Annotated in this window: 10 protein-coding genes and 3 pseudogenes; 8 read left to right on the forward strand and 5 right to left on the reverse strand. The window is 51.6% G+C overall.

Annotation, left to right across the window (positions count from 1 at the left end; all coding sequences use genetic code 11):
* The first annotated feature begins 180 nt into the window (after positions 1–180).
* A pseudogene (locus tag KRAC_RS53575) lies at positions 181–955 on the forward strand (IS6 family transposase).
* A 131-nt stretch (positions 956–1,086) separates the two neighbouring features.
* Positions 1,087–1,308: pseudogene (locus KRAC_RS77620) on the forward strand (tyrosine-type recombinase/integrase); the annotation flags it as partial.
* Positions 1,309–1,502: 194 nt separating this feature from the next.
* Here the strand turns inward: KRAC_RS77620 and KRAC_RS77625 are convergent.
* Positions 1,503–2,939, reverse strand: a complete 1,437-nt coding sequence (locus KRAC_RS77625) for a serine hydrolase (RefSeq protein WP_007921531.1) — start codon at positions 2,937–2,939, stop codon at positions 1,503–1,505.
* Between the two features lie 443 nt (positions 2,940–3,382).
* Between KRAC_RS77625 and KRAC_RS53590 the strand changes: the two genes are divergently transcribed.
* Positions 3,383–3,562: a hypothetical protein gene (locus tag KRAC_RS53590; RefSeq protein ID WP_040447622.1), complete on the forward strand. Its 180-nt coding sequence runs from the start codon at positions 3,383–3,385 to the stop codon at positions 3,560–3,562.
* 230 nt (positions 3,563–3,792) lie between these two features.
* Here the strand turns inward: KRAC_RS53590 and KRAC_RS53595 are convergent, their stop codons facing one another.
* Positions 3,793–5,010 (reverse strand): IS701 family transposase, encoded by a 1,218-nt coding sequence (locus KRAC_RS53595; RefSeq protein ID WP_083815221.1) that lies wholly within the window; start codon positions 5,008–5,010, stop codon positions 3,793–3,795.
* A 40-nt stretch (positions 5,011–5,050) separates the two neighbouring features.
* Here KRAC_RS53595 and KRAC_RS53600 point away from each other — a divergent pair.
* Together KRAC_RS53600 and KRAC_RS53605 are read left to right on the forward strand one after the other, a co-directional pair.
* A pseudogene (locus KRAC_RS53600) lies at positions 5,051–5,869 on the forward strand (IS6 family transposase).
* A 13-nt stretch (positions 5,870–5,882) separates the two neighbouring features.
* Positions 5,883–6,125: a hypothetical protein gene (locus KRAC_RS53605; protein ID WP_007921535.1), complete on the forward strand. Its 243-nt coding sequence runs from the start codon at positions 5,883–5,885 to the stop codon at positions 6,123–6,125.
* Here the strand turns inward: KRAC_RS53605 and KRAC_RS53610 are convergent.
* Positions 6,122–6,874: a polysaccharide deacetylase family protein gene (locus KRAC_RS53610; protein ID WP_075164610.1), complete on the reverse strand. Its 753-nt coding sequence runs from the start codon at positions 6,872–6,874 to the stop codon at positions 6,122–6,124. The two genes, KRAC_RS53605 and KRAC_RS53610, sit on opposite strands and share 4 nt — an antisense overlap.
* Before the next feature lie 270 nt (positions 6,875–7,144).
* On the opposite strand from KRAC_RS53610, the gene KRAC_RS78880 reads away from it, so the two are divergent.
* A complete protein-coding gene (locus tag KRAC_RS78880) occupies positions 7,145–7,267 on the forward strand; it encodes a hypothetical protein (RefSeq protein ID WP_274532204.1) in 123 nt (40 codons plus the stop codon).
* Positions 7,268–7,612: 345 nt separating this feature from the next.
* Positions 7,613–8,329 carry an IS6 family transposase gene (locus tag KRAC_RS53625; RefSeq protein ID WP_007921540.1) on the forward strand — a complete coding sequence of 239 codons (717 nt, stop codon included), beginning with the start codon at positions 7,613–7,615 and terminating at the stop codon, positions 8,327–8,329.
* Positions 8,330–9,116: 787 nt separating this feature from the next.
* Here KRAC_RS53625 and KRAC_RS53630 read toward each other — a convergent pair.
* Complete coding sequence (locus KRAC_RS53630; RefSeq protein WP_040447623.1) at positions 9,117–10,889, reverse strand: ABC transporter ATP-binding protein; 1,773 nt, start codon at positions 10,887–10,889, stop codon at positions 9,117–9,119.
* Between the two features lie 406 nt (positions 10,890–11,295).
* Here KRAC_RS53630 and KRAC_RS53635 point away from each other — a divergent pair, with 406 nt between their 5' ends.
* Positions 11,296–12,627, forward strand: coding sequence for an IS4 family transposase (locus KRAC_RS53635; protein WP_007904998.1), 1,332 nt, complete (start codon positions 11,296–11,298; stop codon positions 12,625–12,627).
* A gap of 774 nt (positions 12,628–13,401) precedes the next feature.
* Here KRAC_RS53635 and KRAC_RS53645 read toward each other — a convergent pair.
* Positions 13,402–15,168, reverse strand: coding sequence for an asparagine synthase-related protein (locus tag KRAC_RS53645; RefSeq protein WP_007921546.1), 1,767 nt, complete (start codon positions 15,166–15,168; stop codon positions 13,402–13,404).
* Between the last annotated feature and the right edge of the window lie 15 nt (positions 15,169–15,183).

The raw sequence follows: 15,183 nt of genomic DNA on the forward strand, positions 1-15,183 counted from the left end.
GATGGCCCCCGGAATTGGACAGATTTTTCCCAGTTCATTCCTTGATTGACATGCTTGTTTCCTGAGAGAGGAACCTGATAATGCTCATCACTGTCTTTGAGACGAAGCCTGAACGGTTGTGTTGCAAAGATGACGCCAATGTGATACGTTTGGGCTTATTTTCTGAAGAGAGGCCCTGTCATGGAAAATGCCAAACTGTTCAAATGGCGTCATTTTGAAGCGGCGATCATTTTGCTCTGTGTTCGTTGGTATCTTCGGTATGCTTTAAGCTACCGAGACCTGAAAGAGATGATGCGGGAGTGGGGCCTATCCATCGACCATACCACTATTTTTCGCTCTCGTCCAGCACTCTGCTCCAGAATTGGAAAAACGCTGTCGGCCTCACCTGAAAGCCTGGAATGATTCGTGGAAAGTCGATGAGACATACATCAAGGTCAAGAACGTCTGGATGTACCTCTATCGCGCAGTGGATTCTGAAGGAAACACGATCGAGTTTCTCTTGAGTCCAACGCGGGATGCCGAGGCGGCCAAACGCTTCTTTCTCAAAGCGCTGCATGCCACTACGGATTCAACGCCTCAAGCTCAACAGGTAGCCTCGCCCACGGCTCCAACGGTTCCCACTCCCACAAGACGAACTCCTCGTGTGATCAATGTCGACAAAAACGCGGCCTATCCCAAGGCCATTGCCAACTTGAAAGCCACTGAAGTATTGCCTCAGCACGTGGAATTGCGACAGGTGAAATACCTCAACAATCTCATCGAACAAGATCATCGGTTTCTCAAACGTCTGACGAAGCCAGGGATGGGCTTTTTTACCTTTGAGACCGCATGGCGAACCGTACAAGGATTCGAGGTGATGAACATGATCAGGAAGGGGCAACTGCAAGGCGTGGCAAAAGGAGATGTGAAAGAGCAAGTTACATTGATCGCCAAGCTCTTTGGAGTAGCAGGATAAACTCAACAATCAGAACCCCTTTCTACTTATTTTGTCTTCCTTCAATTTCTTGCAACACAACCTCAGAAGGTGGGTGCGAAAAAACGCGAGGCTTGTTTCCTTCCTACCAGTCCCTCTACGACTATCTCCAGGTGACAGGCGATCCTGAGCGGGAATACGTCTTTCCTTCTCAACGGAACGCACGGCTGACCGAGGAAGGGATTCATCACTGGTTCCGCAACCTGAAAGCGCGAGCGACAAAGGATCAATGGGAACACATTGCCGATCTGACGTTTCACGATTTGCGCCATGATTTTGCTCACCGAGCGCGTGAAGCTGGCTGGAGTCTGGAAGAAGTAGCGTATTATCTGGGCCATATGACCAAGAAAGGCACGCCAGCAATCCAAACGACCGCTCGGTATACCCAAGTCAGCCGTGAGCAGGTCAAAGAAAAACTCAAACACTCCGGGGATAGTCAAAGAGCCTGTTCGAGCGTTCTTTTCACTGTTCCGATTTCTTGGCGTTGTTTTTCGTTCCATTCATACTCAAGAGCCCATATTGCAATGTTTTATGTTGAGGGGCACGACACTCGCTTTTTCGCTGCTATTTCGATATCATTCTGCTTGAATAGTAAACTAGTCACCTCCTGCTGTAACCCTTCCTTTACAAAAGTCACCGTTGCATCTATCCCGTTGAGACGGTACGCTGTTTCGCTTTCGGGAAAGAGTGCCAACTCATGCTGGCCCGTTGGCTTGAGGAATAGGCTTCCTGCTTGTTTCAAAATAGTGAAGGTAAAACCTTGCCTTAATTCATACACTCCAACGTAGGCATCTGAGAACACAGAATTTTGCTCAGGAACTCCCGCAGACTTGGGCAGGAAACCTGGCCAGTTGTACTCTTGAGCTATAGCAGGGATCAGCCCTTCGACTTTGCCCATTCCCTGATCGACATTGGTCATCACAACGGCGCCCAGTCCTTCCTGGCAGTAAGCTTCCAGCAGACAGCTAAATCCTTCATTGCCACCAGGATGGGTGAAACGCATGGTGGTCCCATCGTCCACTCCTCGGGGCGTTAGCCAAAAGCTCAACCCGAAAAACGGTACCACTTGAGGCGTCAACATTTGACGCGTGATGGCTTGTGAAAGCAGGCTGCCAGTTTCACCAGACCAGGAACGTTGAAGCGCCAGGACGAAACGGGCGAGGTCTGAGGGCGTCGTCCAAAGACCAGCGGCAGCCATTTCGGCATAGGTATGCCACTTTCCGGCGACCGGTTTGGCTCCGTTCCGATGCCCTGTGGCAGCACGTTCCATCAATGCGCGTGGCAGAGGTTGGTGGAACGTGCTCTGTTTCATCCCTACGGGATACAGAACAAGATCGCGCATCAGTTCAGGGAATGGCAGACCGGTCACATCCATCAAGAGGCGCTGGAGAATACAGAATCCTCCGCCGGAATAACGAAATTGAGCACCAGGAAGAGTATCGACGCGAATTGGATCGGTGTTAGCTGGACGCTGGCCTGCCAGCACCTGCTCAATCGCTGGGAGCGCAGCATCATGGGCATACCCATGGAAACCATGCACAGTTACACCTGCTCCATGGCACAATAAATGCCGCAACGTCACGCGAGGCTGCCAAAGCTGTGTGCCAGTGATTTTCCACGTACGAAGAGTTGCGTTCACATCTTCATCGAGGTCGAGCTGTCCTGCATCCACCAATCGTAGCACCGCAGCTGCCGTCACAGGCTTGCTAATCGATGCTGCTTGAAATAACGTGTCGATCGTCACTGGCACCTGCGTCTCCACATCCTGTACACCATAACCCTTAGCCCACTCGATGTTGCCTTGATGGATGACTGCGACACTCACACCTGGTACCCCGTAACGCTCCATGGCATCGAGCAAACTAGATTTTTGTGCAGAGTATTCTGATATGCGGCTCGGAATAAATAAATTCTGCTCGATGCGGTTGATACGACCAGCGAGATCGGATGTTTGCTCTGCATACATAAAGGTCTCGGGCCTCCTCATTGTTCTCTGTTCTTAATTTAGAATTGGCGCTTTTCATTATCCACTTGACTAATATTAACACATATGAAAAATTATATGCAATATATTGGCAATTAGCTTCCTTGGATTGGTACTTTTGGCAGTTTGAGTAGTTTATGAAAAGCGCGTTTTGCTATTTGTATACCCTGTTCAAAGGGATACGCTTAGAGAGTGTTCTAGCCACAAGTGTTAGTAGCGGAAAGGAGAGAGCCGCTGGAGCATGAGCCGGATCGAAGCCAACTGGATCAGGGCCTCCGAACTGGTCACCAGCCCTTCATAATCGCGAGCCAGACGCTCGCGATCCTACACGACGTACTGGAGGAGAAACGCGCAGCGTATTTGTAAATCAGCGAAATAGATGAGGCAGGAATTGAGGTGGAAAATGAGGGGAAGAAGGATGTTTAATGTGTGAGAAGAAGAAGAAGAAGGGAATAAAAAAAAAGGAGAAACAGGCAAGAATTCCTCACAGATGGTGTGAAAAAGAGGATCAGAGAAAGTGTGAAATAGGGGCAAAACGAAGGAGGGATGGGGGAGAAAGAACAGAAGCATCGGTGGAAGAGCAAGGCAGATATGGGGGAGGATGAAGGGACATGTGGAGTGTGTTGAGACATGAGCCTCACGGAGTGTGCAAAAATACGCCGCAAAGAATGTGTTGAAGAGGAAGGGTCTGTTTTTTTGTGAAATAGATGAGGGGAAACGGGAGGCCATGCCGGGTTTTGTGTAGAGAGAGGTAAGCAAGAAACAAGCAGGTGGAGAAGATAAATGTAGCATCTGAAGTAGACTTTATCCAAATGTTTCAGGCAACATGTTCTCACTAAGCTGCAAAAGCGAGCGTATCGACCAGACGATCGAATAACGCCCGTGGAATTTGAACGGTATCGCCTTCTGAGGGCGACATACAAAAAAAGGTGGAGAGCCAAAGATGCTGGCGAACGAACGCCAGCGTATCGGAAAAGGTGGGCAAGGCTTTGGTGTACCAAGCCGCCTGGCGAATGGGAAACGGTTGCTCACCCAACAACTGATGCGCAAATACGGTCACGAGCGAAAAGAGGCCCAACAAGGCAGGGGTGGTGCGCACAATGGCCAGATCCGACCATTGCCGTTGCGTCTCGACGCCCAGATGAGCACGCACTTCATGAAAGGTGACCTCGACCGTCCAGCGCAAGACAAACCACTCGAGGATCTGGATAGCCTCTGCCTGTTGATCGGTGCAAAGCAAAGCCATTGGCTCGTATTGGCCTTCTGGATCGCGAATAAGTACCCACCGAATCGCGACAGGAGGGACGGGAGATTGATACCACAGAGCCGTGCCTGTGGCGATCTCCATCTCTCGCCTTGTCCCCCCATACCAGGACAGTGTGTGTGTTTGCCAGACGGTCTTTGGGTCTTGCAGTCGCTCTGCCAGCTTTGGCTGCCGTTTCCCTTTGAGCGCAGGTCTGCCTTTTTGGCCCGCCTCCCGCTTTGGGGCAGGATCGTACAAACAGGCATCCAAACGCAATCGCGTGATGACGCTCACGGATCGCAAGCGGCTCACGTTCAGCAGGAATGAGAGCACCGCATACGTCCCATCGGCGACCACCACCAGGCTTCGAGCAGGCATCCAGCGAGCCACTTGCAGGATCATCTGCCACGCCCAATCCGTGATGGTTTTGTGCCGCATCTTGCGCTCTTGGTGATAGCGTTCCGAGGGAGCCAGCACCGTCAAAAAGGGCAAGGCCCACACCCGCTGAGCCCAGGGGATCGGGGTCAAGAGCATCATGCAGATCCAACGCAGCCCATTCGTTTTGACAAAGAATTCTTTGCTCGAACGAACCGGATCACGATAGACGCCTCGTGCGGCAATCTTGCGGCCTCGTCGGCGCTCTATCGTTTCATCGATGCCTATGATCACTGGCTCGTTTCCTGCGACAAACAGGTGCACCAGCAACAGCAGCAAGCGGCGACTGAGTTCTCGACTCGACCATTTCGCACGATTGAGGGATGTGTCAGAACTGAGAATAAGACCCCAAGCAGCGTTCCTCCAAGATGTGATAGACTGATCATCTCACACAGAGTTTCAGGAGGCGTGCCCCATGGATTGCCCGTACTGCTTGTCAGTGACCACCAAGGAACAGAACAAGAAAACCACGCTGGGCTATCGGACGTTCCGTTGCCGAGGGTGCCATCGCATCTTCAATGAGCGTACTGGTACCCCTTTCAACTTTTTGGAATATCCCACTGATCTTATCCTGCTCGTTGTGCTGTGGCGGCTGCGCTACAAGCTGAGCTTGCGGGATTTGGCTGAGATATTTCTTGAACGAGGTTTTGTGTTCACCCATGAAGCCGTTCGAGATTGGGAAGCGCGGTTCGCTCCGCTGATTGCAAAGCAACTGCGAGCCAAACGACGCGGACAAGCAGGACGATCCTGGTATGTGGATGAAACGTATGTCAAAGTACATGGGACGTGGTGTTATCTGTATCGCGCCATCGATAGGGATGGCAACTTGGTTGACTCAATGCTGAGCGAGAAGCGAGACATGGAGGCGGCTAAGCGCTTTTTCCAGCAAGCCGTCGAGGTCATTGGTGACGTTCCACAACGCGTAACAACCGATGGCCATAATTCCTATCCGCGTGCCATTCGTGAAACGCTTGGCACGCGCGTCATTCACCGCTGTAATCCGTATCTCAATAATCGATTGGAGCAAGACCACCGTGGTATCAAACAGCGGTACTACCCGATGCGTGGTTTTGGAAGCTTCGCGTCGGCATCACGCTTCTGCTGGGCGTTTGACGAGGTACGTCAGTTCTTCCGGTATCGTGCCACCATGAACTAACACGTTGCTCTTGCTGACCAGCGTCGTCTCTTCTGCCAACGATTGGATGCCTTGAAAGCCATGGATCTGGTAGCCTAAAAGCATCGGTTGAATGGATTCAACATGCCATATCGTCTACTTGATTCTCAGTTCTGACACATCCCTGTGGGCGGCTCAGGTAGTCGAACAGGTTCAGGCCGGGAAGCAAGAGCTTCCCTCCACCTCGACGGAGCGGTTGTGGAAGGTCGTTGGCGCGAGTACCGCAACCCCTATGACCTGTCTGCCTGGGACGATAGAAGAGGCGTTGGCGAGTACGAAGCGCGCGCTTGCCGCGTTCACTGGTAGTGCCAACTAAACAATGGTAAATGTAAAGCCACGTTGTAATAAGCCTGTGATGATAAGAGGTAGGGCCTGCACCGTTTGAGAACGATTTCCACCACCGTCATGCATTAAGATAATGCAGCCGTTGGTTGCCTGCGTAAGTACTGTATGTACAATCTGGTTTACGCCTGGTCGTTGCCAGTCCCTTGTGTCGATAGTCCACAATATCTGCTGTAAGCCAAGCTGGCTTGCCACGCGGCGTACCTGTGCATTGGTTGAGCCATAGGGAGGCCGGAAAAATAGAGGTGAGGCACCCGTTGCCCGTTGGATCGCGACAGACGTTGCTTGTAGTTGTGTGTGGATGGCCTGAGGAGTGAGCCTCGTCAGATCAGGGTGATTCCAAGAATGGTTACCAACGACATCTCCTTGCTGATGCTCCTGTCGTACGAGTGATGGATAGGATTGTACTTGCCTTCCGATGGTGAAGAAGGTTGCGTGGATGTTGTATCGTGCCAGTATGTGAAGTATAAGAGGAGTATAGATTGGATTTGGTCCATCATCAAAGGTGAATTCAATAGAAATAGGGGGTCCATGATGTGTGAAGTAATGAGCATTTGTCCACGAAGATACCTTGCCGTTGTCACCTCTCCCCAGGGTTGTAGATGAAATGGCAGCCTGAAACGTGGCGGCATGAACCACCCTTGAAGTGTGTGTGAGTATGCTTAGCGCGCTAAGCATAAAGAGCAGATTGCATATTAAAATGCAATAGAGCAACTTTCGCATCCTCAACTCCAGACGTTTTCTTGGCCTTCTTCTTATAGTATAGTCCTTTCTTAGTAGGATGTATGGTAGTGTTGCAAAAAATTATGAGCGGAGAAAACAGAGCAAGTAATTGCAGCATAGGAATCATTCTTATAGAGAAGATGCACATGTTCTGCTCCTTTTAGTGGGAAACGATGGCCATGTGTACTTCAATTTGCTGAGTTTTAAATTTTTTGCAACACTACCGATCTGAGAGGTCCCTTTCTTCTCCAAGGGCCACCGCAAGAGATCGTGTTAGTGTTTTCGGATGGCGACGATGGAGTCGTTTGGGGAATCGAAATCGGTGATCGTGCGCCAAGCAAGGACCCGGCCTTCGAGAGCAGGGTCGCGGTGCAAGGTGGTCATGAGGTATGAAGAGCCAACGAGAAGCAGTGTAGAGATCTGATCATCGAAGAGGTAGGAACGGATGCACTGGGCGAGGATGAGGGAGGGTATTGTCAACTTAATCGAAACTGTAGAGCTTATATAGAAGAAAAGGACCTCAAAGTGGGGATTGTGTCCTTTTCTTGGCCCTGGTTGCGAGAAAATCATGACTCATTTGGCCTCAAAGTGGTGAAAGCTCATCAACAGAATTTTTTAAGTTGACAATACCCTAACTAGTAGCTGGATTTCTGCAACTTGCCATAACCAGATAGAGTATTGCCATGAAGGGTATTGTCAACTTGGGAATGTAGCTGAACAATGTGCTAGAATAACTGCATGAAAACAACCCCCACGGCTCCAAGCTACAAAGGCTTTCGCTTCCCACCAGAAATCATCAGCCACGCAGTGTGGCTGTATTTCCGCTTCTCGCTCAGTTTTCGCGATGTTGAAGAGCTTCTGGCGCAGCGCGGAATCGTCGTGACGTATGAAACAGTGCGCCAGTGGTGCCTTCAATTTGGGCAAGTGTATGCCAACGAACTGCGCTGTCGCCGTCCGAAAACGGGAGATACATGGCATCTGGACGAGGTGTGCCTGAAAATTAATGGCAAAACCCACTATTTGTGGCGAGCTGTTGATCAGTATGGCAACGTGCTGGATATCCTTGTTCAGAGCCGACGCAACAAGAATGCGGCCAAAAAGTTCTTCCGCAAGCTCCTCAAAAGGCTGCACCACGTGCCACGCGTGATCATCACTGATAAATTGAAGAGCTATGGAGCAGCGAAACGCGAGATCCTGCCTGGCGTGGAGCATCGGCAACACAAAGGATTGAACAATCGAGCGGAAAATTCACACCAACCCACACGGCTCCGTGAAAAGAAGATGCGGCGGTTTAAATCAGCCAAGCACGCACAACGCTTTCTCTCGGCTTTCGGCCTCATCGCTGGCCATTTCCAACCACGAAGACACTGTCTGCGTGCTGAGGAATACCGTGCCATTTTACAGACCCGATTCCAGATCTGGAATGAGGTAACCGAAACAAAAACTGCGGCATAACACTGCATCGTCCACTCCTATTCTTCTACCTCTTTTCTTTCCCTCGTCCTTCTTTTTTACAAGCTCTTCCATTCTTTCAATAAGTTGACAATACCCTAAAAACAGATCGGTGCGCTACATATGTCCGTTTCTATTATTGACAATTTTCATTGTTTCTTCTTCGGATGTAAAGCAATCGGTACTTGTTGCTCCATCGCTCCTCCCCTCCTTTATTAATGGATTTACCCCCTTTTCCCTCTCACAGTGTTCAGCTAAATTAACTGGAGTAAGACCAAAAAGGTCCGGGGGGCCTTTGGACAGCTACGAATGAAGCAGCAACAACGAAATTCCGCGTAGGGTGTGTGCATGCGAAAATCGGAGCAGAAACTATGTGGATAGGGCTTTCCTCAGAGTAGTCGTACGAACGTAAAGTATCTCTTGAGAGCAGCACAGGAAGGGGAGTGGGGTAAGGGTGATAAGGCACGCATTTGCCGAGAGCGTCGCTGGGCAGAAGGGCTGGTGTGATTGGAACTCAAAGGATCACCAATGCTCCCAGCTAAACACGGAGAAGTTACAGGAGGGGGGAGTCCGTATCAGATAGCCTATCTGATACGGACTCCTCTGCAGGTATTGCATTCTGCTAAACTGTGGTCGTGATCTACTTCCTTCTCAATCCCTTTTGCTTCAGCAGAGGGCCGTTCATCCCCCTCGCACAGTATCGTGTCTTTAACAGTTCGTCGCCGCCTTTTATCTCAAGCAAACTGTGGCATGGCTCAAGAAGCCCTTCTTGATGTGCGGGGAGTTGTCATCAACTTCTTGGTGGCACTCCTTCTCCAAGTTTTTGTATGTGATACAGTGTAGCGTACATGCCATTTTGTTTGTAGAGACTGTGTGGATCGCCTGCCTCTACAATTTTTCCATTTGCGATCACAATGACCTGATCTGCGGATTGAACCGTGGCTAAGCGATGAGCTACCAAAAGGCGATTTTTCTTTTCACCCATCTGGAGCAAGACGTTTGTAATAGCACGTTCAGTAAGAGCATCGAGGGCTGAGGTTGCCTCGTCGAGGAGAAGAATCTTTGGATCTCTAAGGAGCGCGCGTGCCAACGCGATGCGCTGTTTTTCTCCACCAGAGAGTTTTACCCCACGTGAACCTACAACTGTTTCATATTCCTGAGGAAGGTGGCGGACAAAGGCATCAACGCAGGTCTTTTGACAGACCTCAATGACACGCTCCCAGGGAACCTCTGTTTGTAACCCGTACAGTAAATTCTCCCTGATCGTTGTATTCCAAAGTTGAATATCCTGGGATACCAGTCCAATGTGCTGTCGCAGAACGTGAGGGGCTATCTCGGCAATATCTTGTCCATCCAGCAAGATTTTTCCCGCGGCGACTGGATAGAAGCGCAGACAGAGATGCATCAACGTGCTCTTTCCACTTCCGGTTGGTCCAACAATCCCCGTCATTTGCCCGGGTGCGCTATGAAAAGAGACCTGTTTTATGGTGGGGGTGTCCTGGTACGAGAAGCTGATATCCTCAAACTCGAGATGTCCATCTCCTGCGGGCAGGGCCTGCTGGCCCTGGTCTGGCCACTCTCTTGGACGCTGGAGGATGTTCTGAATCGCCTCAAGGGCGTTGGCGACCTCAATGGTTTCAAGGCGCCCTGAGAGGAGTGCAGAAAGCGTTGTATAGAGTTGTTGGACGTAGAGGGACATGGCCAGGAGCGTTCCGACGGTCATGTGGTGGCCTAAGAGCTGCCATCCTCCCCAACCGAAGACGACGCATAGACCAATCCAATCAATTAACCGGCTCAGCGTTCCCCGGATAAAGTGATGTTGTGTTGTCGTACGTGAAATAACTCGACCATAGTCCTGTAACCAGTTGTCCCAGCGGCGCATTTCACCAGCCTCATTTCCGACGGCTCTCACTTCTCGAATACACGAAAAGATTTCCTGGAGCATTCCATGGCCGCGTTCCACCAGCGTGCGCAGACGGATGACTTGTGCGTGACTGCGATGGGTTACCCCTCGCGAAATCAACCAGCCAAGAGGAAATACGAGAAGAGATGCCAGCCCGACCTGCCAGTTGAGGGCAATTAAGAAGCCAATGAGTGCGAGAACCTGTATCACTTGCGCTATCATGGGAAGAAGTTTGCTTGAGATGTAGACCCTGCCGACCTCGCCACAGTCATGCATGATGCGGTGGACGAGAGCACTGTCCTCCATCTCATGAAAGATGGGAAGTGGGAGGTGGATCACATGCTCAAACGTTTTCCTGCGAAGTTGCGCTGATATCGACTCGCCTACCTTGGAGCGCGCGAAGATCTCCCAGTAACTCAGAACGGAGCGAACGCAAACGAGCCCGAGAAGAAAGAGCAGACACTGAATGACCACGGGGTAATTCATAGAGAGTGTTGCGGCATCGAGGAGCTGCTTAAATAGCAATGGTTGTAAAAGATCCGCGCTGATGACGAGACCTGTGATGCTCAGGCTGAAGAGGATTGCCCATATGTAAGGGCGTAACTCCGGAAGGAGATGCCGGAAAACAATGCGAAAGGAACTGCCCGTTTTTCTATCCATTCTTTCTTCACCACCACTTAGCCGAGGAATTGACCTCATTGCTCATCCATTGTATGTGAGCTGTCAGATCGCTATTCTCTCATCAATCGATAGAAAAGGCAAACGAAGTTGATCTATGTAGTAGGGGAGTGAGTTGGTTTACGGGCAGAAGGAAAAACACTGTAGGTATGGCAGCCTTCATCTGATGCGGTGGGAACCCAGATGAAGGCAATTGAAAAGATGGAGAGGGAAATTGCTCAAAACTCAGGGAATGTGCACATCACTTCGTATCCCTGTCTGATGTTTGGGGTCTCATTGAAGGCGCGCCCATACGCACCAACTTAAGAAAGGATGAGGTAAAGATCGGCTCCATCTGCGATGATATCAGAAAGAAAACCCCGATATCGAGAACAGAAGGAGCCATATCATGACAAATGTAGCACAAGTCGAGCAGTCTTTGAAACACATCCTGGAGGACCGAGCCAATGTGTTAGCTCGCGAAACCGGTTGTATTGAACGGCAGAGAAAATTCAGCGGAGCCGATCTGCTTCAAACGCTGGTCTTTGGCTGGCTAAGCCATCCTGAGGCCAGTCTGGAGACGCTAGCATCAGTGGCGACGCTTCGGGAGATAGAGGTGACAGATACGGCGGTCCACAAGCGCTTCACCCAAGCATGTGCCCATTTCCTGCATGCCATTTTGGAGGAGATGACTGGTGTTGTCGTGGAGGCGGATCGGCAAGTGCCTCTGGAATTGGTGAACCGATTTGAAGCAATCATGCTCGAAGACAGCAGTACTGTCGCGCTGCCAAATGAGTTGGTTACCTGCTGGCAAGGCTGCGGTGGAGCGCCTGGAGAAGGTCACGCGGCAGTCAAACTCCATGTGCGCTGGGAATTAAAGCGAGGGGGCCTGCAAGGGCCAAAGCTCACCCCCGGCCGCACAAGTGATCGGTCCAGCCCTTTGAAAGAGGAACTACTGCCCGCTGGCAGTTTATATATCGCGGATCTGGGATACCTGGACTGGGGAAGCATTGCAGCCCGGCGAGCGGCTGATAGTTACACGCTGACTCGCGCTCAAGCCAGAACCCTGTATTGGACGGTGGAGGGCAAACCACTGAAGTTGGACCCCCTGCTTCCGCGCCAGGTAGGACAGACGAAAGAACTTTGGGTGAGGGTTGCCGATGAGCACCGTTATCTGATGCGCTTGCTCATCATCCGGGTTCCCGAGGAAGTAGCCAAGCGGCGACGCGCCGATCTGGAAACAGAGGCGTTGCGACGAAACCGCCCGCTTGGGCAAAGGGCCTGGGAACTCGCTGATTGGACAATCTTGCTCACCGATGCTCCTGCTCACCTGCTCAGTTTGCAGGAAGCTCTGGTGCTCCTACGAGAGCGGTGGCAGATGGAGCTGCTTTACAAATTATGGAAGCAGTACGGACGAATTGATGACTGGCGAACGGAAAATCCGTGGCGAATCCTCTGTGAACTGTATGCCAAGCTCATTGGGCTGCTTCTGCAACACTGGCTCGTCATTCTGTTCGCCTGGCAAGATGAACAGCGCAGCTTGGTCAAGCTGGCCCAGGTCGTTCGCGATGCAGCTTGTTCTCTCCTCGAAGCTCTGGCAGGCAACGGCTCACTTGACTCTGCCTTCCAAAGCATCCAACATCGCATGCGTTCAGGCTGTCAAATGAACAAGCGCAAAAAGCATCCCAATTCCACCCAACTCCTCCAGCGGAGATCGACGGGCTGGGTCCTCGATCCTTAAGTTGGTGCGTATGGGTCTCATTGAAGGCGCGCCCCTCTATTTCTACCCATACGTGGAGTTTGAATCCGCCACTTACTCCGTATCTGGGGCGTGCAATGACGAGAGTTGCAGGGATACCGAGGGGTAAGAGGTAAGCGCATAGCGCAACAGCTCGGATCAAGCAAAGTCCCTCGTTGCCTACGGTTTGGCCGAGTAAGTGTGCAATCCGGCGTTCGACAAGGCCGGTGATGAGCCGGTAAAACCAGTACTCTCTTCTTGCCAATTGCTCCCCTGAGAGCGATGTCTGTTCTCCTCTCGTGTTCCAACTATCTTTGAGTTTCTGGAGGTATTGGTGGGTTCTATAGAGCCCTTCCTCGCCTTTGCGCAATTCGTTGAGCGCTGAAATGATGTGCCCTGCTCCTGTAAGGCGTTGCCTGAATGTGGCCTGGTGAACCGACGTGGTTGGCGTTTTGGGCTTTGTGGCATCGCCTTTTAGGGGGTGTATGAGGTGTGCAAGAGGGGGTGGAGAGGGACGAGTTTCGAGAAGGCGTTGATCGCTGAGGTGGTCCACCAGTGCGAGTACCTCTGCCTCACCCAGATGATCGAGTGCCGGAGAAGTGGTGTGGATGTGTCGGATCGCTTCCGAAAGTGTGCTGCGATGGAAAAGGGCGTTGAGGATAGTGGTGTCGTCCTCGTTTAGTTCAATAAGTCGGTTGTGTATGAGGTCCAGCAGAAACCCTCTATTATCATAGGCATTGTAGAATACCAGCGGGGCTAATTGTATGCGTTGAAGGATTATCTCCATACTGGTCCTCCTCTCTGGATTTGAGGATACCAGGCGTTAGTCAAAAAGAGTTCGACCATTGAGCTGGTGATCAGTGTCATGTAATTTTCGCGGATGCGGGTGCGGTTTTGTAAGACATGTTCTAACCGCGCAGGATCAGCGACCCCCAGAGCTGCCAGGCGCGACTCGGCCCCCAAAAGAAGGCGTAGCGTTTCTTGGTGTTGCAGGCAAAATTGTTGGCCAGACGCTTGTGTCCAGACGGGCCAGGTTCGCCACATTACCTCTGGGGAGATATCGTCGAAGGCCATACGCAGTATGGGCTTATCGACAATGCGAGCTGTTGGGGCTCGATTGGGAAACACATTTGGGGTGAGTTTGTACGCGTCTGGCAATGCCAAAGAGATGGCTTGCACAGGTCGCTGATGGTATGGGTTGTACATTCTTATCCCGTTGGGCTGTAAGATGGCATGTTCCAGGGCGATGGCCTGTGGAGAAAAACAAGGGGCGGCCTTGAGAGCAATATCGTCCCATGTTCTCTGACTGGATGGAATGGGAACCAAAAAATCTGCCCTTCGCATTTCATGGTCTTCTTTTCTGACCCCTGCAAGAGATGAGGGACCGATAAGCTGTTGCGCAGGGGAAAGGCTTCTGAGGATGTCCAATACGTTCCAATCGGTCGAAAGCAAGCCCCGCACCATCCGGGTTTTCTCTCTCCATATGATGCGCGCGGTGAGCAGGGAATGCAGGCCGTACGTGAGTTGCGGCCCAAAAGCGCTATCATCGCCCCCGCCGGTAACGAGCAGGTTGACTTGGTCTATGCGTGCCCGTTGGGCCACCTGATCGTACCACCGGGCCCAGGGGTGCCCGTAGGGGTGTGAGAAAACCCAGTTCTGGGTGAGATACGAGCCTTTGGTATCCATGGTGATGTTCACGAGCGGAACATCTAGCGCCTCGCAGACCAGGTTCGCATAGTGATATTCTGAGCCCGCCGGATCGGGCGATTCCAGGTGATAGGCAATCGTATTGACCCCCGCCTGCTTTAGGGTGGCGAGAAGCGCGGCTGATCCAGGCCCTCCACTGAGGAGGAGTCCGACTTTCTGTTCAGCGAAAAGGGGGTATATCGCCTGATGCAAGGCATCGCGTGTTGGTTGGAGGAAGTCTTCCATCCTGGTCGTACGTTTTTTGAGCGCCGTTGCAGGGTGGAACTGGTCAAATTGGTGGAATAAGAGACTTCTATCTTTGCGAATAATGATCAACTGCCCCTGTTCGACACGCTTTAGTGAGGGGTAGATACAGACATCGTCCCCATGACAGCATCTGCGAAGGGCCCAAAGGTCAAGATCGCATGCCTCAACCAGGTCCAGCGGGTTGGTAGACCAACGAATCTGGGGACTATCCGTTCGAAAGAAGACCGAATCTTTTGATGCCCTCCCCACCCACAGGTAGAGGCTTCCATCGTTTCGGAGGAAACACCCTGCAGCATTATCGCTAATACCCGCCAGTTTGTGAAACTGACAAGGGAAAAGGCTCTCCGTTACCGCGTCCACTATACGCTGGGGTGCGTTCGTTGGCTGCCGAACGAGTCCGGCCAGACAGAGCAGCCCTTCTGCTCTTTGTGGAAGGGGTTCCTTTCTCTTATAGGGATGGAGCCATTGAATGGCGCCACTCGCTCCAGCTAACGAACCCTCTGGCTCCCCAAGTCGCCAGTAAACAGGGGAAGGGATATCAGCACCATCCCATTGGCCATAAAATCCAGTATAGTGATAGGTGAAATGCATTTTTGCTCCAGAATA

Source organism: Ktedonobacter racemifer DSM 44963 (genome assembly GCF_000178855.1).
In the GTDB taxonomy this organism is placed as follows: domain Bacteria; phylum Chloroflexota; class Ktedonobacteria; order Ktedonobacterales; family Ktedonobacteraceae; genus Ktedonobacter; species Ktedonobacter racemifer.

What these genes read in the sequence shown, in the direction of transcription:
- KRAC_RS53645 (WP_007921546.1), bottom strand. Translation starts at nt 15,168, where the DNA reads ATGCATTTCACCTATCACTATACTGGATTTTATGGCCAATGGGATGGT.
- KRAC_RS53625 (WP_007921540.1), top strand. Translation starts at nt 7,613, where the DNA reads ATGAAAACAACCCCCACGGCTCCAAGCTACAAAGGCTTTCGCTTCCCA.
- KRAC_RS53630 (WP_040447623.1), bottom strand. Translation starts at nt 10,889, where the DNA reads ATGGATAGAAAAACGGGCAGTTCCTTTCGCATTGTTTTCCGGCATCTC.
- KRAC_RS53590 (WP_040447622.1), top strand. Translation starts at nt 3,383, where the DNA reads ATGTGTGAGAAGAAGAAGAAGAAGGGAATAAAAAAAAAGGAGAAACAG.
- KRAC_RS53605 (WP_007921535.1), top strand. Translation starts at nt 5,883, where the DNA reads ATGGATTCAACATGCCATATCGTCTACTTGATTCTCAGTTCTGACACA.
- KRAC_RS53635 (WP_007904998.1), top strand. Translation starts at nt 11,296, where the DNA reads ATGACAAATGTAGCACAAGTCGAGCAGTCTTTGAAACACATCCTGGAG.
- KRAC_RS53610 (WP_075164610.1), bottom strand. Translation starts at nt 6,874, where the DNA reads ATGCGAAAGTTGCTCTATTGCATTTTAATATGCAATCTGCTCTTTATG.
- KRAC_RS77625 (WP_007921531.1), bottom strand. Translation starts at nt 2,939, where the DNA reads ATGTATGCAGAGCAAACATCCGATCTCGCTGGTCGTATCAACCGCATC.